At 70.7% G+C, this 20,494-nt stretch carries 16 protein-coding genes and 1 riboswitch; of the genes, 8 read left to right on the forward strand and 8 right to left on the reverse strand.

From position 1 onward, the window contains the following. The first annotated feature begins 66 nt into the window (after positions 1–66). On the forward strand, positions 67–1,530 hold the full coding sequence (locus NUV94_00520) for an ABC transporter substrate-binding protein (protein ID MCR4391279.1): 1,464 nt from the start codon (positions 67–69) through the stop codon (positions 1,528–1,530). On the opposite strand, the gene NUV94_00525 is transcribed toward NUV94_00520, so the two are convergent. Genes NUV94_00525 through NUV94_00550 form a run of 6 tightly spaced genes read right to left on the reverse strand, consistent with a single transcriptional unit; the run spans position 1,469 to position 8,841 of the window. After that, a complete protein-coding gene (locus NUV94_00525) occupies positions 1,469–2,332 on the reverse strand; it encodes an ABC transporter permease (protein ID MCR4391280.1) in 864 nt (287 codons plus the stop codon). The genes NUV94_00520 and NUV94_00525 overlap by 62 nt on opposite strands. Then, positions 2,329–3,309 carry an ABC transporter permease gene (locus NUV94_00530; protein ID MCR4391281.1) on the reverse strand — a complete coding sequence of 327 codons (981 nt, stop codon included), beginning with the start codon at positions 3,307–3,309 and terminating at the stop codon, positions 2,329–2,331. Before NUV94_00530 ends, NUV94_00525 begins: the two co-directional genes overlap by 4 nt. After that, positions 3,306–6,026 (reverse strand): pyruvate, phosphate dikinase, encoded by a 2,721-nt coding sequence (gene ppdK, locus NUV94_00535; protein MCR4391282.1) that lies wholly within the window; start codon positions 6,024–6,026, stop codon positions 3,306–3,308. The genes NUV94_00530 and ppdK overlap by 4 nt, the downstream gene beginning before the upstream one ends. Positions 6,027–6,028: 2 nt before the next feature. Next, entirely contained in the window at positions 6,029–6,940 is a 912-nt protein-coding gene (gene ftsY / locus NUV94_00540; GenBank protein MCR4391283.1) for a signal recognition particle-docking protein FtsY, read from the reverse strand. Further along, a complete protein-coding gene (gene argS, locus NUV94_00545; protein ID MCR4391284.1) occupies positions 6,940–8,580 on the reverse strand; it encodes an arginine--tRNA ligase in 1,641 nt (546 codons plus the stop codon). Before argS ends, ftsY begins: the two co-directional genes overlap by 1 nt. Continuing rightward, positions 8,581–8,841 carry a stage V sporulation protein S gene (locus NUV94_00550; GenBank protein ID MCR4391285.1) on the reverse strand — a complete coding sequence of 87 codons (261 nt, stop codon included), beginning with the start codon at positions 8,839–8,841 and terminating at the stop codon, positions 8,581–8,583. Between the two features lie 147 nt (positions 8,842–8,988). Then, positions 8,989–9,091: riboswitch (TPP riboswitch) on the forward strand. A gap of 142 nt (positions 9,092–9,233) precedes the next feature. On the opposite strand from NUV94_00550, the gene NUV94_00555 reads away from it, so the two are divergent. From NUV94_00555 to NUV94_00565, 3 genes are read left to right on the forward strand one after another with little or no spacing between them, the layout of a single operon-like run. Beyond that, a complete protein-coding gene (locus NUV94_00555; protein MCR4391286.1) occupies positions 9,234–10,253 on the forward strand; it encodes a thiamine ABC transporter substrate-binding protein in 1,020 nt (339 codons plus the stop codon). After that, positions 10,250–11,932: an iron ABC transporter permease gene (locus tag NUV94_00560; protein ID MCR4391287.1), complete on the forward strand. Its 1,683-nt coding sequence runs from the start codon at positions 10,250–10,252 to the stop codon at positions 11,930–11,932. Before NUV94_00555 ends, NUV94_00560 begins: the two co-directional genes overlap by 4 nt. Beyond that, a complete protein-coding gene (locus tag NUV94_00565; GenBank protein ID MCR4391288.1) occupies positions 11,919–12,938 on the forward strand; it encodes an ABC transporter ATP-binding protein in 1,020 nt (339 codons plus the stop codon). The genes NUV94_00560 and NUV94_00565 overlap by 14 nt, the downstream gene beginning before the upstream one ends. A 149-nt stretch (positions 12,939–13,087) precedes the next feature. On the opposite strand, the gene NUV94_00570 is transcribed toward NUV94_00565, so the two are convergent. Together NUV94_00570 and NUV94_00575 are read right to left on the reverse strand one after the other, a co-directional pair. Beyond that, a complete protein-coding gene (locus tag NUV94_00570; protein ID MCR4391289.1) occupies positions 13,088–14,245 on the reverse strand; it encodes an FAD-binding oxidoreductase in 1,158 nt (385 codons plus the stop codon). Further along, positions 14,238–16,331, reverse strand: a complete 2,094-nt coding sequence (locus NUV94_00575) for an FAD-dependent oxidoreductase (protein MCR4391290.1) — start codon at positions 16,329–16,331, stop codon at positions 14,238–14,240. Before NUV94_00575 ends, NUV94_00570 begins: the two co-directional genes overlap by 8 nt. Positions 16,332–17,209: 878 nt before the next feature. On the opposite strand from NUV94_00575, the gene NUV94_00580 reads away from it, so the two are divergent. From NUV94_00580 to hypE, 4 genes are all read left to right on the forward strand, one after another. Next, complete coding sequence (locus NUV94_00580) at positions 17,210–17,944, forward strand: YdcF family protein (protein MCR4391291.1); 735 nt, start codon at positions 17,210–17,212, stop codon at positions 17,942–17,944. Positions 17,945–17,986: 42 nt separating this feature from the next. Then, a complete protein-coding gene (locus tag NUV94_00585) occupies positions 17,987–18,232 on the forward strand; it encodes a HypC/HybG/HupF family hydrogenase formation chaperone (protein ID MCR4391292.1) in 246 nt (81 codons plus the stop codon). Positions 18,233–18,324: 92 nt separating this feature from the next. Then, positions 18,325–19,416 (forward strand): hydrogenase formation protein HypD, encoded by a 1,092-nt coding sequence (gene hypD / locus NUV94_00590; protein MCR4391293.1) that lies wholly within the window; start codon positions 18,325–18,327, stop codon positions 19,414–19,416. Continuing rightward, the gene (hypE, locus tag NUV94_00595; protein ID MCR4391294.1) at positions 19,413–20,438 is read left to right on the forward strand and encodes a hydrogenase expression/formation protein HypE; all 1,026 of its coding nucleotides are present in this window, start codon (positions 19,413–19,415) and stop codon (positions 20,436–20,438) included. Before hypD ends, hypE begins: the two co-directional genes overlap by 4 nt. Positions 20,439–20,494: the final 56 nt, after the last annotated feature.

A 20,494-nucleotide genomic window follows, 5' to 3' on the forward strand; every position in this document is an offset into this window, starting at 1 on the left:
CGGCTGGCCAACGTTTATACTTGCCGGCGCCAGGAGGTGGGTCTTGTGGTCAGAAGACTTCTGCCGATGATGGTTCTGTTGACGGTCAGCTTGTGGAACGGGCTTCCGGCCGAGCTCACCGTGGCCGTGTCCACCGAGCCGCCGGGCCTCGACCCCACCACCAACGCCGCGGCGGTGATCAAGCTCCTCCTCCAGCACAACTTGTACGAGGGCCTGGTCCAGGTGGACGAGGCCGGGGACTTCCAAGGACAACTGGCGCGGAGCTGGGAGGCGTCCACCGATGGCCTTGTCTACACGTTTTACCTGCGCGAGGATGTCCGGTTCCACGACGGGACCCCGTGCGATGCGGATGCGGTGCGCCGGAGCTTCCTCCGGGCGATGGACCCGGCCACCCGACACGTCCGCCCCGAGTACTACCGGGGTATTGCGGACATCGAGGCAGTGGACCCGTGGACGGTGCGGTTCCGGCTGCACGTCCCGGACGCGTCGTTCGTGGCCCTGCTCGCCCTGGGGGAGTCGGTGGTGGTCCCGACGGGGGCCGACCTCGCCCGTCGTCCGGTGGGCACCGGACCGTTCCGGTTCGTGGATTGGCTCCCCGGCTACCACCTCCGCCTAGCGCGCAACGCCGACTACTACCTACCTGGGGTCCCCAAGCTCGACGCGGCCACGTTCCGCTTTCTCCCCGACCCGGCGGCCCAGCTCGCCGCGCTGCGGGCAGGGGACGTGGACCTGGTGGCGGAGGTGGCCCCGGAGATCGCCGTGACACTGGCCGATGACACCATGCTTCAGGTGATCTCCGGGCCTCAGGATCTCGTGCAGATCCTGGCCATCAACAAAGCCCGGGCCCCGTTCTCCGACCTCCGCGTGCGCCAGGCCCTCGCCCATGCGGTGGACCGTGACCAACTGATCGCTCTGGTCTCGTTCGGGTTCGCTTCCCCCATCGGGAGCCACCTCGCCCCGACCGCCCCGTACCACGCGGACATGACCTGGGTCTACCCCTACGATCCGGCCCGGGCGCGGGAACTCCTCGCCGAGGCCGGCTACCCGAACGGGTTCACCGCCACCCTGACCCTGCCCGCGAACTACGCGTTCCACGTGCGCACCGGGGAGCTCATCGCCGCCCAGCTCCGGGAGGTCGGGGTGACGCTCGACCTCAAGCTCGTGGACTGGGGGACATGGCTGGATCGGGTGTTCGGTCAAGCGGACTACGACCTCACCGTGATCGGGCACCCGGGCCGGCTTGATCCGGCGTTGATGCTCACCGGTTACGGGGAGGACCGGCCCGATTACTACTTCCGCCGCGGGTGGGAGAACCACGAGCTCGCCGAGCTCCTTCGCCTCGGGGCCTGCACCCCGAACCCTGCCGTTCGGCGTTCCATCTACACCGTGGCCCAGTACCTGATCGCGCGGGAGGTGGTGAACGTGTTCCTCCAGGCGCCGCACCAGATCCTGGCCATGCGCCGCGGGATCACGGGGGCGAAGGTGCTGCCCATCTACGTCCTCGACCTGCGCGACGTCGCCAAGGGGTGAGGTGCCGGGCCGCGGGATCGAGGAGGTCCCGCAGCCCGTCCCCAAGGAGGTTGAGCCCGAGCACGGTCAGGCCCAGGACGAGGCCGGGGAACACGGCTGGCCATGGCGAGCGAGCCAGGTACGTCTGGGCCTCCCGCAGCATCCGCCCCCACGCGGGCTGGGGGGGCTGGACCCCGAGCCCGAGGTAGCCGAGCGAGGCCTCAGCGAGGAGGGCACCGGCCAGGCTGACCGTGGCCTGCACGAGCAGGGGCGAGGCCAGATTGGGGAGCATGTGCCGCAGGAGGAGCCGGGCGCTACCCACCCCAACCGCCTTCGCCGCCACCACGAACTCCCGCTCCCGCAGCGAAAGCACCCCGGCGTGGGCGAGGCGAGCGAAGAACGGGACCTGGAACAGGGCGATCGCTAGGGTAACCCCGAGAAGCCCCGGCCCGAGCACGGCCGCGAGGAGCAGGGCCAGGAGTACAGCCGGGAACGCGAGCAGGAAATCACTCACCCGCATCGCCAACTCCCCCAGCACGCCCCTGGCGTAGCCGGCGAGCCCCCCGAGCACGGTCCCCACGAGACCGCCCACCGCCACCGCGCCCGCGGCCACGGCCACGCTCGCCCGGCCCCCGGCCATGACCCGCGCCAGCACATCCCGGCCGAACCAGTCGGTGCCCATCGGGTGGGCCAGGCTCGGCGGGGCAAACGGCCGCCGGCCGAGGGCGTTGGGATCGGCCGGGAGCCACAAGAGCCCGACCAGAATCAGTCCTACGCCCAGCGCCGTGAGCAAAGCGCCCAGTGCCAGGCCAACGTGCCTCATCGGTATCGGATCCGCGGGTCGAGGAGCCCGTACGCGAGGTCGGCCAGGGTGCTCACCGCCACCACCGCCCCGGCGGCGATCACCGCCACCGCGAGGAGGAGGGGGAGGTCCCGCCCGCGCGCCGCAGCCAGGGCGAACCAGCCCATCCCGGGGAGGGAGAACACGTTCTCCACCACGAGCGTCCCGGCGAGCAGGCGCCCGAACGTGAGCCCGAGGGCGGCGAGCACGGGGACGAACGCGTTGCGCAGGGCGTGCCGGGCGATGAGGCGCCGCTCCGGGACGCCCCGGGCCCGCGCGGCGCGGATGTAGTCCGCGGAGAGCACGTCGGCCAGCGTGGCCCGGACCATCCGCGCCAGGTACGCCCCCCGGGGCAGGGCCAGGGCCAACGCTGGCAAGACCAGGTAGGCCAGCGCCCCGGGCCGGCCCCACCCGGGGAACCCGCCCGAGGGCAGCACCCGCAGCCGCACGGCGAAGTACCCCATGAGCAGGATCCCCAGCCAGAACTCGGGCAGGGCCATCCCCAGTTGGGCGACGGCCATCACCCCGAGATCGGCCCATCCCCCAAGCCGGGCCGCAGCGAGGACCCCGAACGCGAGCGCCGCCACCAGGGCGAGGCCGGTGCTCATGAGGGCCAAGGGCAGGGTCACGCTGAGGCCACGGGCCACGAGGTCGGCCACCGGCCACCGGTAGACGAGGGACTCCCCAAGGTCCCCGTGGAGCGCCCGCCCCAGCCAATCCGCGAACCGGGCCGGCCACGGTCGGTCCAGGCCCAGGGCGTCCCGGGCCGTCCGGTACGCGTCCTCGGTGGCCTCCGGCCCGACCACGAGGCGGGCGGCATCGCCGGGGATCACGGTGAGGAGGAGGAACACGGCGAGCGCTACCAGGAACAGGGTAAGGCCGAAGGCGGCCGCACGGACCAGGACGAACCGGAGCATTACGGTGCCGGGGAGGGCCTCCGCCCTCCCCGGCCGTCTCACCTCGCTAGCGCTGCCTGGGCCGCGGCGAGCCGGGCGATGGGCACCCGGAACGGGGAGGCGGACACGTAGTCGAGCCCGATCTCGTGGCAGAAGTGGACGGAGTGGGACTCACCCCCGTGCTCCCCGCAGATCCCAAGCGAGATGTCGGGACGGGCGCTCCGTCCCTTCTCGACCGCGATCTTCATCAGCTCCCCGACCCCGGCCCGGTCGATGGTCTCGAACGGGTCCTCGGGGAGGATCTTGCGCTCGAGGTACTCCCGGATGAACTTCCCCGCGTCATCGCGGCTGTAGCCGAACGTCATCTGGGTGAGGTCGTTGGTGCCGAACGAGAAGAACTCCGCGGCCTCGGCGATCTCGTCCGCGGTGAGCGCGGCCCGAGGCACCTCCACCATCGTCCCCACCTTGTAGTCGATCTCGACCCCTTCTTCGTCCATGACCTCGCGGGCGATTTGGTCCACCCGCTCCCGCACAGCGCGCATCTCGTTCACGTGGCCGACGAGGGGCACCATCACTTGGGGCTTGGGATGAAGCCCTTCCCGGACGAGCTTGGCCGCGGCGCGGAAGATCGCCTCCACCTGCATGTCGTAGAGATCGGGATGGGTGATCCCCAGCCGGCACCCACGGTGCCCGAGCATCGGGTTGAACTCGTGCAGGGATTCGATCCGGGCCCGCAGCTCCGCCGGGTCCACGCCGAACCGCTTGGCCAGGGCCACGATGTCCTTCTCTTCCTGGGGAAGGAACTCGTGGATCGGCGGGTCGAGGAGGCGGATGATCACCGGCTTGCCGTCCATGACCCGCAGGATCCCCTCGAAGTCCTCGGCCTGCATCGCCCCGAGGTGGCGCAGGGCCTCTTCCCGCTCTCGGGGGTTGGTGCCCACGATCGCCTGCTGGACGTAGGGGATGCGCCCCTCCCCGAAGAACATGTGCTCGGTGCGACAGAGCCCGATCCCTTCCGCGCCGAACGCGAGGGCCACCGCGGCCTGGTCAGGCTTGTCCGCGTTGGCCCGCACCCCGAGCCGGCGGCGCTGGTCGGCCCAGGCCATGAGCTTGGCGTAGAGCTGGTGGACGGGGGCCTTCTCCGGGGGCAGGGTCCTCTCGATCAGGACCTGGACGACCTCCGAGGGCACGGTTGGGATCTTCCCGGCCATCACCTCGCCGGTGGTGCCGTCGATGGAGATCCAGTCCCCTTCCTTGATCGTCCTCCCGCCCACCACCACCTGGCCGGCCTTGTAGTCGATGTGGAGGGCCTCGCACCCCACCACCGCCACCTTGCCGATCTGGCGGGCCACCACCGCGGCGTGGGAGGTGAGGCCACCGCGGGCGGTGAGGATGCCCTGGGCCACGGCCATCCCCTTGATGTCGTCCGGGGACGTCTCGTGCCGCACCAACACCACCGGGTCCCCGCCCTCGGCCAGCTTGACCACCCGGTCCGCGGTGAGGGCCATCCGGCCCGAGGCCGCCCCTGGCCCGGCGGGAAGGCCCTTCCCGAGGACCAAGGCAGCCGCCTTCTCCTTGGGGTCGAAGATCGGCTGCAGGAGCTGCGCGAGCTGCTCGGCCGGGTTGATGCGCAGGATCGCCTCGTCCTCGGTGATCAGGCCTTCCTCGGCCATCTCCACCGCGATCCTGACCGCGGCGAACCCGGTGCGCTTCCCGGACCGGGTCTGGAGGATGTAGAGCTTCCCCTCCTCGATGGTGAACTCGATGTCCTGCATGTCCCGGTAGTGCCGCTCGAGGCGGTCGCGGATGCGCAGGAGCTCCCGGTAGACCTTGGGCATCGCCTCCTCCAAGGACACCTGGGACGGATCGGACTTGGCCGCCTTAGCGATCGGCTGGGGGGTACGGATCCCGGCCACCACGTCTTCCCCCTGGGCGTTGAGGAGGTACTCCCCGTACAGCCGGTTCTCCCCGGTGGCCGGGTCGCGGGTGAACATGACCCCGGTGCCGGAGTTGGCGCTCAGGTTCCCGAACGCCATCGCCTGGACGTTCACCCCGGTGCCCAAAGTGTCGGGGATCCGGTTCAGCCGCCGGTATTCCCGGGCTCGCTCGTTGTTCCACGAGCGCATCACCGCGCCGATCGCCCCCCACAGCTGCTCCCACGGGTCCTGGGGGAACGCCTTGCCCACCCGCGCGATGAGGCCCTTGTAGCGGGCGATGAGCTCGGCGAGGTCGTCCGCGGTCAGGTCGAGGTCGGACTTGGCGCCGCGCTCCGCCTTGAGCTCCTCCATCGCCGCGTCGAACGGGTCCACGCCGGCCTCGCCCTCGTCCGTCACCCCTAGCACCACCGACCCGTACATGGCCAGCAGCCGCCGGTACGCGTCGTGGGCGAACCGGGAGGAGGTCTGGGCGGCGAGGCCCTCCACCACGGCGTCGGTGAGGCCGAGGTTGAGGATGGTGTCCATCATCCCCGGCATCGACGCCGGGGCCCCGGACCGCACCGACACGAGGAGGGGGTTCCGCCTGTCCCCGAACCTGCGGCCGGTGAGCGCCTCCAGATGGGCGATCCCGGCCCGCACTTCTTCCTCAAGCCCGGCCGGGTACCGCCCGCCGTGGCCGTGGTAGTAGCGGCAAACCTCGGTGGTCACGGTGAACCCCGGCGGGACCGGGATCCCCAGGCGGGCCATCTCCGCCAGGTTCGCCCCCTTGCCGCCGAGGAGATCCCGCATCTGTGCGGTCCCATCGGCTTTGCCGTCGCCGAACAGGTACACGTGCTTTCCCATGTCTACCCCCTGACCAGGGCCCGAACGAAGTCCTTCGTCCGGAACAGTTCTATCTCATCCATCCCCTCGCCCACCCCGACCCACAGGATGGCCAGGCCGAGCGCCCGGTGGATGGGGACCACCGCCCCGCCCCGGGCCGTGCCGTCGAGCTTGGTCACCACGAGGCCGGTCAGCCCCACCGCGTCGTGGAAGAGCTGGGCCTGGGAGATCGCGTTCTGACCCACGGTGGCGTCCACCACGAGCAGGCGCTCGTCCGGCGGGCGGCCGAGGAACTTCTCCACCACCCGGCGGACCTTGCCCAGCTCCTCCATGAGCGGGCGCTTCGTCTGAAGCCTTCCGGCGGTGTCGACCAAGACCGCATCATACCCGCGGGTCTGGCCGTGCTCCAGGGCGTCGTGGACCACCGCCCCAGGGTCGGCCCCCGGGCGGTGGGCGACCACCGTGGCCCCGATCGCCTCGCCCAGGCGGGCCAACTGGTCAATGGCCGCGGCCCGGAACGTATCCGCGGCGGCGAGCACGACCCGCGCCCCGTCTCCCTGCAGGAGGCGGGCCACCTTGGCCACGGTGGTCGTCTTCCCCGACCCGTTGACCCCCACGAACAGGAGCACCGCCGGCCGGGCCGCGGGGAGGGTGAACACGCGCTCCGCCCCGGAAAGGGCATCCACCAGGGCCTCTTCCAACGCCGCTTGGACCGCCGACCAGTCCGCCACCCCGCCGCCGAGCCGCGCCTGGACCGCGGCGGCGATGCCGGCCGCCTCGCCCGGGCCGACGTCGGCAGCGATCAGGACCTCTTCCAGCCGATCGAGCACCTCCCGGTCGAGCCGGCCCTTGCCGCGCACTGCAGCCTCGAGGGGCCCGAGGAGGCCGTCCCGGGTCCGGGCCAGGCCCCGCCGCAGCCGGTCCAATAGGGCCATCACATCGCCTCCGGGGCGGACACCCCGAGGATCCCAAGCCCCCGGCCAAGGACGAGCTTGAGGCCGGCGAGGAGGGCGAGGCGGGCCGGCGTGGCCGCCCCTTGCCCCAGGATCCGCACCCGCGCGTAGTACGGGTGGAACAGGGCGGCGAGAGCCTCCAGGTACGCGCACAGGAGATGAGGGGCGAAGTCGCGGGCCACAGCGCGGACCACGTCCGGAAAACGGTCGATCTCCTTGATCAGCGCCAGCTCCTCCGGGTCGACGAGGGGGGAGAGGTCCACGGAAACGAAGTCGGCGGGGAGCTCCCCGCCCTTCTCCGCCTCCCGGAACACGCTCGCGATGCGGGTGTGGGCGTACTGCACGTAGTACACGGGGTTCTCCATGCTCGTCTTCCGCGCGAGCTCGTAGTCGAACACGAGGTGGCTCTCGGGCTTCCGCATCACCATGAAGTAGCGGGCCACGTCGCGTCCGACCTCGGCCACGAGGTCCTTGAGCTGGAGGAACCGCCCGGCCCGGGTGGACATGCGCTGCACCCCTTCTCGCCCCTTGAGGGTCACGAACTGGTGCAGGCAGTAGCGGAGGAAGTCGTCCGGCAGGCCGAGGATCCTGAGGGCCAGCTTGACCTGGCGTTGCTCGTCCACGTGGTCCGCCCCCTGGACGTCGATCACCTGGGCGAAGCCGCGCCGGAACTTGTCGACGTGGTAGGCGATGTCCACCATGAGGTAGGTCGGGGTGCCGTCGGAGCGGATGAGGACCGGGTCCCGTGACAGACCGTGGTCGGTGCTGCGCAGCCAGTGGGCCCCGTCCTTCTCGTACACCGCCCCGAGCTCGCACAGCCGGTCGAACACCTCCCGCACCAGCCCCCGCCGGTGCAGGTCCCCTTCGCGCGTCCACACGTCGAACCGGACCCCGATGGCGTCGAGGTCCTCGTGGATCATGGCCATCATCCGCGCCACCGCCTCCCGGCGGAGGGCAGCCCGGGCGGCCTCGTCCCACGTCGGGTACCGGTCCCCCCATGCCTGGGCCAGCTCCTCGCCGAGGGCAGCGAGGTAGTCCCCGTGGTAGCCTTCCTCGGGGATCGGTTGCCGGTCGCCCAGGCTCTCGCGGTACCGGGCCCAGAGGGACTGGGCGAGGAGGTCGATCTGGTGGCCCTCGTCGTTCAGGTAGTACTCGCGCACACACCGCCAGCCGAGCTGGGCATAGGCTTCGGCCAGGACATCCCCGATCGCCGCCTGGCGGAGGTGGCCAATGGTGAGGGGGCCGGTGGGGTTGGAGGACACGAACTCGACCTGGAGGAGCCGGCCGCGGCCCTCGTCGTTCTGGCCGTACCGGTCCCCATCCCGCAGGGCCTCCCGCAGCACCTCGTGGAGGGCCCCAGGATCGAGGAAGAAGTTGACGAACCCGCGTTCGGCGCGCACCTCACGGAACGCAGGGTGGGAAACAAGACGTCGGCTGAGCTCCTGGGCGATCTCGGGCGGGGGGACCCGGCGCTCCGCGGAGAGGAGGAACGCAACGCGGCTCGCGAGGTCCCCGTGTTCCGGCCGGGAGGGGCGATCCACCGGGATCTCGGCCGGAGGGGTCAACCCGAGCCCCGCCAGGGCGTCCTGGATGGAGGCCCGGACCAGGGCTTCGAGGCGCATTTACTTTTGGATCACGAACCGCATGCCCGTCTTGATCTCGCCCCCGATCTCGACGTCGATGAATCCGGGCACGACTTTGATCTCCGCCTCGCCCTCCCGTTCCACAAGGCGGCGGGCGATGGCGATGGCCTTGATGGCCTGGTTCACCGCACCGGCACCGATGGCGTGGGCTTCCACGATCCCATGGGTTTCAAGCGCCCCGGCGATGGCCCCGGCGACCGCATTGGGATTGGACGTGGACGCGACCTTGAGGATCTCCATTGCTGCCTCCTATCAGCCCTAGCTTGGGCGAACTCGACGTCTAGGTTTAGTATTCTAGCCGCTCTCCACGCGGGGATCAACGACGCCGGCCGGTCAGGAACGACCCGTTCCGGGTGGCAACGCCCGTCCCGAACCGTATAATGTTCTTGGGGTAACTGGGGGAGCTCGTAAGGGCTGAGAGGAGGCAGAGGCCTCGACCCCAGAACCTGACCTGGGTAATGCCAGCGGAGGGAAGGTTACCCGTCGCCGGCAGAGCCCACGCCAAGGAGGTCGGGTGTGGGCGTTATGTTTTGTCGGGACCGATCTCCATCGAGGTGTGCCTCCCGCCGTTCCCCCAGCGCCCCAGGGTCATCCCATGATCCGGCCCCCGATGGGGGCCAAAGGAGGGCATCGTGAGGAGGATCGTCTTGTCCCTGCTCGTGCTGGGAGCGCTCGGTGCCGCCGCGGGCGCCGAGCAGCTCGTGGTGTACACGTACCGGTCGTTCGTCAAGTGGGGGCCGGCCGCGGCCATCGAGGAGGCGTTCGAGGCGGCCCATCCGGGCGTAGACCTGGTGTGGGTGGCCCCGGCCGGAGGGGCGGAGATGCTCTCCCGTCTCATCGCCGAGCTCGCTTCCGGGGGCAGTGGGGCCGACGTGTTCCTGGGAATCTCGGCGATGGACCTCCCCCGAGCGCTGGCCCATACCGTGTTCCGCCCCTACGACCCCGCCCTCATCCCCAACCTCGCCCAGGTGCCTGAGGACCTCCTGTTCGACAGGACCGGCCACGTGGTGCCGTTCGACCACGGCTACGTCACGTTCGTGGCAAGCGACGCCCTTCGGGAGGACCTCGTCCCCCGCACGTTCTCGGACCTCCTGCGGCCGGAGCTCAAGGAGAAGATCATCCTCCAGGACCCGCGCACCTCCACGACCGGGCTCGCGTTCCTCCTGTGGACGGTGGCCCGGTTCGGCGAGGACTGGACCGAGTTCTGGCGGGCGCTCCTCCCCAACACGCTCACCATCACCAAGGGGTGGTCCGAGGCGTTCGCGATGTTCGAGGCCGGGGAGGCCCCGATCGTGCTCTCCTACTCCACCGATGCCGCCTACGCCTATATCACCGCGGGCTCCCTCCGGTACCGCGTCCTGACCCCGGACGGGGAGGCGGCGCGCCTGGTGGAGGGCATGGGCATCGTCCGCACCAGCGAGAAGGCCGACCTCGCCCATGCGTTCCTCGACCTCGTCCTTTCCCGCGAGGTCCAGGAGCTGATCCCCACCTCCCAGTGGATGTTCCCGGTGAACCGCGAGGCCACCTTGCCCCCGGACTTCGCCCGGTACGCGGTGCTCCCCGAGGTCCCGGTGTTCCTCGACCCGGCGTACGCGGCCGAGCACCTCGAGGCGTGGCTGGACCAGTGGCAACAGGTGCTGGGCACGCCGTGAGGTGGCGCGGCGGGGCAGGATGGGCGCTCGCCCTCCTGCCCCTCGCCTTCCTCGCCCTCGCGTTCTTCTGGCCCCTCGCGGACGTGTTGCGGCTCGGCCTCCAGGTGGACGGCCGCTGGACGGGCGACCGCCTTTCCGCGCTCCTCGCCGACCCTTACGTGCGACGGCTCCTCCTCTTCACCCTCGACCAGGCCCTGCTCTCGGCGGCGGTGAGCCTGGGGCTTGGGTTCCCGCTCGGGTGGCTCCTCACCCGGTATCGGTTCCCAGGGAAAGGCCTCGTGCGCGCGTTCACCCTGGTTCCGTTCGTGCTGCCCTCGATCACCGTGGCCCTTGGGTTCATCCTGTTCTTCGGCCGCGCCGGCTACCTCAACCGGTTTCTCATGGGGGCGTTCGGCCTCGGAGAGCCCCCGATCCGCGTCCTCTACACCCTGTGGGGGATCGTGCTCGCCCACGCGTTCTACAACGCCCCGGTGGTGGCACGGTTCGTGAACGTGGCCTGGGAGCGGCTGGACCCGACGCTGGTCGAGGCGGCTCGGGTGTTGGGAACTGGGCCCGTCCGGGCGTTTCTGACCGTCACCCTGCCGCTATTGCTCCCGGCGGTGCTGTCCGCCCTCGCCCTCGTGTTCGTCCTGTGTTTCCTGTCGTTTTCCATCCCCCTTGCCCTGGGCGGGGCCCGCTACGCCACGGCCGAAGTCGGGGTTTATCTCTTCGCCCGGGTGTACGTGGACTTCCCGCGGGCGGCGGCGTTGGCGACCCTGATGCTGGGGATCTCGCTTGCGCTGACGTACCTGTACCTGCGCGGCGGGGGGCTGTTCCAAGCCCGGGCCGGTGGGGTCCGGGGTCAGCCCACGGTCCCGCTTCTGTCCCGCAACCGGCCGATCCGGTCCCTGTGGCTCGGGTACCTCTTCCTCGCGGCCCTCGTGTTCCTGGGCCCGATCGCCGCGGTGGTCGCCGACTCGTTCCTCCGGGCGGCCCCAGGGGCAGGGAGTCCCACCCTGTACTGGTACCGCCTCATCTTCTCCCCGGCCTGGAATCCCTTTCTCGAGTCCTCGCCCGCAGGAAGCGTGGAGACGAGCCTCGTCGTCGCCGCCGGGGCCACCGTCCTGGCCCTGGCCCTGGGGGTGGCGGTCAGTTGGACCTTGCACCGGGTCCGATCCCGGGCCCTGGAGACCCTGCTCATGGCCCCGCTCGCCGTATCGTCGGTGGTGCTGGGCCTGGCCCTCCTCTTCGCGTTCCGCCGGCCGCCCCTGGCGGCCGTGGGCCGTGGGCCGTGGGCGATCGTGCTCGCCCATGCCCTGATCGTGTACCCGCTCGTGGTGCGGGCGATCCGCCCGCTCTGGGAGGGCCTCGATCCCAGTTGGGTGGAGGCGGCGCGGACGCTCGGGGCCCGGCGCCTGGCGGCGTTCTTCACCGTGGAGCTGCCCCTGCTCCGGGGCGGGGTGCTTGCGGCCGGGGCGTTCGCGTTCGCCCTATCCTTGGGAGAGATGACCGCGGTGGCGATGCTCGCAGGAGCCGGGGTGACGACGATGCCCCTTGCCATTTACCACTTCCTCTCCGCGCGTGAGTTCGGGGCGGCGTCGGCGATGGCCACGGTGCTCATCGCGGTCACGGCCGCGGCGGCGTGGGCCTGGGACCGGGCCGGGGCACGGTGGCTGGGGAGGGACCATGGCGGCCGTTGAGGTCCGGGAGCTCGTGAAGCGGTTCGGCCCGGTGGTGGCCGTAGACCGGCTGTCCCTGGCCGTGGGAGACCGGGAGGTCGTGGCCCTCCTTGGCCCGTCCGGCTGCGGCAAAACCACGGTCCTGCGCGTGATCGCCGGCCTGGAGCGGCCGGACGAGGGGCAAGTGCTCCTCGCCGGCCAAGACGCCACCGCCTGGCCGCCGGAGGCCCGCGGGGTGGGCCTTGTGTTCCAGAACTACGCCCTGTTTCCTCATCTCTCCGTGGTCGGGAACGTCGCCTACGGCCTCCGGTTCAAGCGTGGCGTGGACCGGAAGAGGCGGGTACGCGAGCTTTTGGAATTGGTGGGCCTTGCGGGCTACGAGCGGCGCCGGCCCCACGAGCTTTCCGAGGGCCAGAAGCAGCGCGTGGCCCTGGCGAGGGCTCTGGCCCCGGCGCCGCGGGTGCTCCTCCTCGACGAGCCGCTATCGGCGCTGGACGCGGCGTTGCGCAAGGAGCTGCGCGGAGAGCTGCGCCGGATCCTAAGCGACCTCGGGATGACCGCGGTGTACGTGACCCACGACCAGGAGGAGGCGCTGGCCCTGGCGGACCGGGTGGCGGTGATGCGGGCCGGACGCGTGGAGCAGGTGTCCCGGCCGGAAGACCTCTACCGGAGCCCCCGGACCCCGTTCGTGGCGTCGTTCCTGGGGCGGGCCAACCTGTGGCTGGGGCGGGTGGTGGCGGTGGACGGGGACCGGGCGGCGGTTGAGGTGGCTGGGGAGCGGTTCGCGGCGGTGGGCGAGGAGGTTGCGGCCGGGGACGAGGTGTATCTCTTCTTCCGCCCGGAGGCGGTTGCGGTGGGCGAAGGGCCGTACGTCGCGGAGGTCGAGCGCGCGGAATACCTCGGCGACCGGTGGGAGGTCCATGCCCGGTTCCGCGGCCTGCCCCTCGTGGTGCTCGTCCCGGGGCCCCCGGACGCCCACCTCCGGTTCGCCCTTCCCCGGGCGCAGGTCATCCCGCACCGGCCCTAGCGAAGGGCCCTGTTCTGGACGACGCGGCCCGGTCCTCGTCTCCGCAGAGAGCGAGAGGCATCAAGTGGGAGAAGTACGAAGACGCAAGCCGGAGGACCTGCGGGCCAGCCCCGGCTTGCAGGAGTGGGCTTGGCGCCCCCGTCCGGTCACTACTTCAGGGCCTCCTCGAGGGCGAACGCGCGGTAGGGGGAAAGCGCGTCCAGGATCTCCCGGTCTTCCGCGGTCACGCTATCGGCCACCATCCGGGCCAGAAGCTCGCCCAACCCCGGCCCAAGCATCACCCCCTGCCCGCACATCCCGATCGCCAGGAGGTACCCGTCCACCTCGCGGGCCCAGCCCACGAGCGGGGAGCCGTCCGGGGTCATCGGGTACAGGCCCCGCCACGTCCGCCGTACCCGCAGGTTGGCGAGCCTCGGCATGAGCTCGATCATGCGCCGCGCCACCATCGGCAGGAACGTGCTCGTCTCCCGCCGGTCCTCACCCCAGATCGGCGGCTGGGGGGTGATGCAGAACGCGAGCTGACCGGATGCGAGCTGGTGGAAGTAGTGGTTGGCCGACCCCGGCGCGGGGCGGATGTCCACCACCATCGGGTCGAGGAAATGGGCCACCGGCTCGGTGATCCCGGCCTCATGGGAATCGGGGCTCACGGGGTGGTCCAGCCCCAGGAGCGCCCCCACCTCCCGGGCCCACGGGCCGGCGGCGTTCACCACCACGTCCGCCCCGTATTCGCCCTTGTCCGTACGGACCGCGCGCACCCGCCCTCCCCGGACCTCGATCCCGGTCACCCGCTCGCCGAACCGGAACGTGGCCCCGCACCGCACGGCCTGGTCGTAGAACGCATGGGCAGCAAGGAGCGGGGAGCAGTGGCCATCGTTGGGGGCATAGGTCCCGCCGCGGAGGCCCCGCGGGTTGAGGTCCGGTACGATCTTGAGGAGCTCCCGTGCGTCGTACCAGTCGATGGAAAGGCCGTAGGCACGTTGGACCACGAGGAGGTCCCTGAGGGTCTTCTCCTCGCGGGGGGCGTAGGCGACGAACACGTACCCCCCGCTCTTCCACTCGATGTCGTGGCCGTAGGCTTCTTGCCACGTGGACATGATCTCGATCGTGCGCAAGGATAGGCGGATCTTGGCCGGGTCGGAGTGGGTGGCCCGCACCCCGCCGATCGCCGCCTTGTTCGAACCCTGGCCCACGCTCGGGAACCGGTCGAGCACGAGGACCTCGACCCCGGCACGGGCCATCGCCCACGCCGCCGGGGTGCCCACGCTCCCGGCCCCGATGATCACCACGTCGTAGTGAGCCCTACCCATCGCGCTCCTGCCTCACCCCGGCGAACACGCCCAGCGGGACCTCGATGAACAGGGGGCGCGGGACGTAGTCGGTTACTTCTTCTTCCGGGACCCCCTCTTCCCGGAACAGGCGCTTGATGAGGGGGCCGCAGGTCTTCCCGCCGCAGGCGCCCATCCCGGCCCGGCTGATCGCCTTGATCTCGTTCATGTCCCGGCACCCGTTGCGGATGAGCTCCCGGACCTCCCCGGCGGTGACCCGCTCGCAGCGGCACACGATCTGGTCGTCGGGGAGGCGCCCGATGGCCTCGGGGAGCGGCTCCGCAGCCCACGGCACCTGGACCCGCACCCCGGCGATGCCCTTGGCGATCGCCTTGGGGGCTCGAACCTTGAGGAGCACCGTGCGGTCGTTGCGGGGGATCGCCCGGACCTCGACCACCTCAACCTCCCCTAAGGCCGCCCCGCCCACGTCGACCACGGTCACCACGTCCCCGACCTGGACCCGGTCCTGGGCGAACTCGAACGGGATGGTGACGGTGGGCATCTCCGGATCCTTCCTGAAATCCACAAGGGTGATCGCCAGGCCCGGGCAGATCACGACGCACCGCTCACAGCCGATGCAGCTCTTTCCGAGGTTGGGCCCGAGGAACTCTGGGACCTTGCGGATGTCGCCCGGGTCGATGTGGATGAGCCCCTGCGGGCACACCGAAGCGCACGGGTTGCACGGGATCTCCTCCACGCAGTGGAACACGGGGAACACCCCGTCCTCCTGCGGCGGGGGCGTGGGCGGGATACGATCTCCTGGCCTCGACTTGAGGACCTCGGCCATCCGGACCCAGTCCTCGGGGACTTCGGCAGTCTCAGCTCCCAAAGCCCGGGCGATCCTGAGGCCCGCGATCTTCCCGGAGAAGATGGCCGCCGACGCCTCGGCGATCTCCGCGGCGTCCCCGGCGGCGAAGGCAGGCATCCCGAACGCGAGGGCCTTCCGGTAGAAGTAGAACTCGTCCACCGGATCGAGGCCCACCGCCACAAGCACGGTGTCACAGGCAAACGAGCGCTCCGTCCCCGGGATGGGGCGGAACGCCTCGTCCACCCGGGCGATGGTCACCGACTCCACATGGTCCCGGCCGTTCGCGGAGACGATGGTGTGCGAGGTGTAGATGGGCACGCCCAGCCGGGCCAGCTTGTCCCGGTGGACCTTGTACCCACCGCACTCGGGCAGCGCCTCCACCAGGCCCACAACCTCGATCCCGGCCTGGAGGGCGTGGTAGCCCGCGATCAGCCCTACGTTTCCCCCGCCCACGATGAACAGGCGCTCCGCAGCCCTTACCAGGTCCCGATTCACCAGGGTCTGGAACGCCCCGGCCCCGTACACGCCGGGAAGGGTGTTCCCCTTGAACACGAGCGACCTCTCCCGCGCCCCGGCCGCCACCAGGAGCACGTCGGGGGCGACGAGCACGTACTCGTGCCCCTCGCGCAGGATGCCGACCTTGCGGTCGCTGAACACGGCCAGGGCCGTGGAATTGAGCCACACCTCCACAGATGGGCAGGCCCGCACCTCGCGCTCGAGCCGTTCGGCGATGTCGATGCCCCGCGTCCCGGCGTAGACGGCGTCGATCGACCCGAAGAACCGGTGGGTCTGGAGGACGAGCTTCCCCCCGAGGCGGTGCTTGTCGTCCACGAGGAGGGCATTGATCCCCCGCTTCCCGAGCTCAATGGCCGCGGACATCCCGGCTGGGCCGCCGCCGATGATCAGGACCGGGACGGCGATCGTCGCGATCTCCCGCATCGGCGGGGGCGCGTCCACCTTGGGCAAGGCCGGAAGTCCCCCCATCGGCTCCACCCGCATCCCCGGCCGGACGAGGGTCATGCACGCCTTGACCGGCTTCCCATCCGCGATCACCAGGCACTGGGCGCATTGGCCGTTGGCGCAGAAGATCCCCTGGGGCGCGCCGTCCTTGGGGTGGTGACCGAAGATCCGCACCCCGCCCGCGTAAAGCGCGGCGGCGATCGTCTCCCCGGGGTACCCCTGCATCGTCTGGCCAGCGAACGCGAACGTGAACGGCTCCCCCCGCTCGACGGGGAGGATCGGATGTGCCTCAATCCGCATCGCCATCACCCATGGCGGTCGAGTTCCTGGGGGGGTGGACGGGCATTCCCCTCCAACTTCGACCCGCCCCGCGGGCGAACCCGGGGAGCGCCGCAGGGGGTGCGGCGGGACAAGCTGACACGGCGAGCGCGGTTCGCATCCGCGGACCCGTTGGCACAAGGCGATTGTACCGGGGGGTCTCGCCCGTGTCATGCCGGGGGAAACGGCGTGGCCGAGAGCCGAGCCACGGCCGTGCCAGCAGGAGCCGCAGGGCAAGGGAGAGGAGCCCGCCCAACGATGCGCTCAGGATCGGGATGGTGGAACCGAGAACTGGGCCCATGCGTGTGCCCTACGTCCAACTGGCCTGCGCCGGGTTCGACCCGGATCCGCGCCGCCCTCCCTCCCGGGATGCGCACCGTCACTTCCCCGGACCCGCCGACGAGGGTCGCTTGCAGTCGGCCGCGCGCGGGCAGGGTGACCGTCGCCGTCCCGTCCCCGGCCCGCACGATGAGCTCGGTCAGGTTCAGGCCGAAGAGATACGGAGGGAAGGCCGGGGCGACGTTCGGTGACGAGCGTGAAGCGGATCATGTCTCCGAGCTGGACTAAGTTCCACTTCACCTGGTCGTGCCAAGCGATGGTCAGGGTGCCGGCGACGAACAGGGCGGGATCAGGGGCGGCGCGGACGAGGACCGTGCCCACGTGCCCCACACGTCCCACGGGACAAGGCCGACGAGGGCGTCGGACCGGCTACGGTACAGTTTCGCCATGGACACCCGTTGTGAATCGGCCGATGGCCGTGCTAACCCAATTCAGTGTACCACCTGAAGTCGAGCAGGGCACATGGGCGACCTAGGACCACCGGACATGAAGGCGGTAGACTTGGCTCAACAATGGCGACGGTGGACACGCTTTCGGACCCGGCAGCGGTCCTATGCGTTCTCTTTCTGGTGGCCGCCATCCTGTCCTTCCGCCGGCTGGGGTGGCTGGGCCGGGGGTTGTTCATGGTGGGACTAGCCGCGTTGTATTTCCTGAGCACGCCAGTCGGGGCCGACCTGCTCCTGCGGCCGCTGGAGACCCGGTATCCACCGCTCTTCTCCGCGCCGAACGCGGACGTGGCGGCGATCGTCGTCCTCACCGGTGGCGAGGGGTGGGACGGAGGACGGCCGATCACCAGCGCCCTGTCCAGTTCGTCCACCGACCGACTGGTGGAGGCGATCCGGGTGTGGCGGATGCTGGGGGAGGGTGTACCGATCCTGTTCGTGGGCGGGATCGGGGAGCCGGGAGGGCACGCGGAGGCCCCGCTCATGGCCCAAGCGGCGATCGCCCTGGGCGTCCCCCAGGAGGCGCTGTCGTGGGAGGCGGCGTCCCGCAACACCTACGAGAACGCCCTGGCGGTGCGGGAAATGCTGGGGGATCATCGGTTCGTGCTCGTGACCTCGGCCGTGCACATGCCCCGGGCAATGGCGGTGTTCCAGAAGCTCGAGATGGACCCGATCCCCGCCCCCGGCGGCTACGGGACCCGCACCGGCCGCGACGCCTGGGACTACGTGCCCCACAGCCAAAGCCTCTGGTATTCCGCCCGGGCGATCCGCGAGCACCTGGCCTTCCTGTGGTACCGCCTCCGCTACCGCTGACCGCCGTTGTAGCCGCTGGAAAAGACCGGTAGAATGGGTAGGGTGACCTCGTTCATGTGCCTTGCCGTGCCAACCCGGGTGGTGGCGGTGAACGGAAACCTGGCCACTGTGAACGTCCAGGGGGTCCACGCTCAGGCCCGGCTGGACGCGCTGGGGGAGCCGGTGGCCGTCGGGGATTACCTCCTCGTCCACGCCGGGTTCGCCATCCGCCGCCTCGACCCGGAGGATGCGCGGGAGACCCTGCGCTTGTTCGACGAGATCTTCGCCCTCCAAGCCGAGGATGGCTGAACGGGTCGCCCTCCCCCGGGGAGGAGGAAAAGACTCCGCCCTTCTCCACAAGGGGGCATCGGGAGGTCGGTGTGCCTCACACGGGGTTTGAGATGAGCCCAGATCCTTTTCGGTTGCGGGACCCGCTGCGGGCACGGGCGTTCGCCGACCTCCTCGCCCGGCACGCCCCGCCCCGGCCGGTGCGCATCGTCCACGTGTGCGGGACCCACGAGATCACCATCGCCCAGCACGGCCTGCGCGAGCTCCTCCCGGACGGGGTGGAGGTGTTGGAGGGCCCGGGGTGCCCGGTGTGCGTGACCTCGACCCGGGACCTGGACCGGGCGGTGAAACTGGCCGAGTCGGGGGCGATCGTGTGCACGTTCGGGGACATGACCCGCGTCCCGGGAACGCGCCGCACCCTGGCCGAGGCCCGCGCCGAAGGGGCGGACGTGCGCGTCGTCCTCTCCGCCGCCGATGCTGTGACCATCGCCCGCGAGCACCCCGACCGGCCAGTGGTGTTCTTCGCGGTGGGGTTCGAGACCACTGCCCCCGGCACCGCCGCCGTGCTCCTCGAAGGCCCGCCCGCCAACTTCTCCGTGCTTTGCACCCACAAGCTCATCCCCCCCGCCCTCAGTGCCCTCATGTCTACCCCTCCCGTGCACATCGACGCGTTCCTCGCCCCCGGGCACGTGTCCACGGTGATCGGCGCCCGCGCCTACGCCGGGGTGGCGGAGCGGTTCCACGTGCCCATCGTCATCGGAGGGTTCGAGCCGTTGGATGTCCTGTACGCCCTGTGGCTTGCCCTGCGCGAGCTCCGGGAAGGGCGGGCCGAGGTGGTGAACGCCTATCCTCGGGCGGTGACCGCGGATGGCAACCGCCGCGCCCAGGAGCTTCTCGCCCGCGCGTTTGAGCCCTGCGATGCCGTGTGGCGGGGGATCGGCACGATGCCCGCCTCCGGCCTGCGCATCCGCGAGGACCTGGCCCGCTGGGACGCGGAACGACGGTTCGCGATCGAGGGCGAACCCGAGGAAGAACGTCCGCCGGGCTGCCGGTGCCCGGACGTGCTCATGGCCCGGGCCGTGCCCGCCGACTGTCCCCTGTTCCGCACCGCCTGTACCCCGCTCTCCCCAGTGGGGCCGTGCATGGTGGGGGCAGAGGGGGCGTGCCACGTGTGGTACCGGTACGGAGGGAGGCCGAAGCTGTGACCAGGCGCGAAAGCGACCGGGTGACCACCCTCCACGGGGCGGGCGGTGAGCCCGCAGGGAAGCTCCTCGCCGAGCGGATCCTGCCCCGGTTCAAGCTCAGGAGCGCTGGCCCGATCGGCCTCGATGCCCTGGACGATGGGGCGGTGCTTGAGCTTCCCCCCGGCCAGGTGGTCGTGAGCACCGACAACCACGTGGTGAAGCCGATCTTTTTCCCCGGCGGCGACATCGGCCGGCTCGCCGCGTGCGGGACGATCAACGACCTCGCGGTGATGGGGGCGCGGCCGGTGGCGATGACGATGGGGCTAATCCTGGAGGAGGGGTTCCCGTTGGCCGACCTCGACCGGGTCCTGACCTCGGCAGCGGAGGTGCTGGCCGAAGTGGGGGTGGCCCTCGTGGCCGGGGACACCAAGGTAATGGGGAAAGGGGAGCTGGACGGAATCGCCATCAATACCACCGGGATCGGAGTCGCAGCGCGAGCGATCTCCGACGCCGGCCTTCGGGTGGGGGATGCGATCTTGATCACGGGGACGATCGGCGACCACGGCATGGCCCTCCTCGCCGCTCGGGAGGGATTCGCTCTCCAGACCCAGCTCGAAAGCGATGTAGCCCCTCTGTGGCCACTGGTGGCGCAAGCCCTGCAAGTCGGCGGGATCACGGCGATGAAGGACCCTACCCGGGGCGGGCTCGCCGCGGCCCTGAACGAGATGGCAAGGAAAGCCCGGGTGGGGATCGAGGTCCGTGAGGCGGACATCCCCCTTCGGCCCGAGGTCCAGGCCGTATCCGAGCTCCTCGGCATCCACCCCCTCGAGGTGGCGTGCGAGGGGCGGGCCGTGATCGGGGCCGCCCCTGACCGAGCGGACGCGGTCCTCGCCGCCCTCCGCGGCCATCACCTCGGCCAGGATGCCCGGATCATCGGCCACGCCATCCCCGACTACCCGGGCCGGGTGATCCTGGACACCGGGATCGGGGGCCGGCGGTTCCTGGAGATGCCCATCGGCGACCCGGTCCCCCGCATCTGCTGAAGGACATCCGAAGGCTTGCGGCGCACGCTGTGGGGAGAAGGGGGATCGGGGATAAT

The sequence above is a fragment of the Candidatus Acetothermia bacterium genome (assembly GCA_024653305.1).
Taxonomy (GTDB): domain Bacteria; phylum Bipolaricaulota; class Bipolaricaulia; order Bipolaricaulales; family Bipolaricaulaceae; genus JACIWI01.

Bases quoted from the DNA above. Each gene is read 5' to 3' on its own strand.
- NUV94_00525 (MCR4391280.1), bottom strand. From the start codon at position 2,332: ATGAGGCACGTTGGCCTGGCACTGGGCGCTTTGCTCACGGCGCTGGGC.
- NUV94_00520 (MCR4391279.1), top strand. From the start codon at position 67: ATGATGGTTCTGTTGACGGTCAGCTTGTGGAACGGGCTTCCGGCCGAG.
- ppdK (MCR4391282.1), bottom strand. From the start codon at position 6,026: ATGGGAAAGCACGTGTACCTGTTCGGCGACGGCAAAGCCGATGGGACC.
- ftsY (MCR4391283.1), bottom strand. From the start codon at position 6,940: ATGGCCCTATTGGACCGGCTGCGGCGGGGCCTGGCCCGGACCCGGGAC.
- NUV94_00565 (MCR4391288.1), top strand. From the start codon at position 11,919: ATGGCGGCCGTTGAGGTCCGGGAGCTCGTGAAGCGGTTCGGCCCGGTG.
- argS (MCR4391284.1), bottom strand. From the start codon at position 8,580: ATGCGCCTCGAAGCCCTGGTCCGGGCCTCCATCCAGGACGCCCTGGCG.
- NUV94_00570 (MCR4391289.1), bottom strand. From the start codon at position 14,245: ATGGGTAGGGCTCACTACGACGTGGTGATCATCGGGGCCGGGAGCGTG.
- NUV94_00575 (MCR4391290.1), bottom strand. From the start codon at position 16,331: ATGCGGATTGAGGCACATCCGATCCTCCCCGTCGAGCGGGGGGAGCCG.
- NUV94_00550 (MCR4391285.1), bottom strand. From the start codon at position 8,841: ATGGAGATCCTCAAGGTCGCGTCCACGTCCAATCCCAATGCGGTCGCC.
- hypD (MCR4391293.1), top strand. From the start codon at position 18,325: ATGAGCCCAGATCCTTTTCGGTTGCGGGACCCGCTGCGGGCACGGGCG.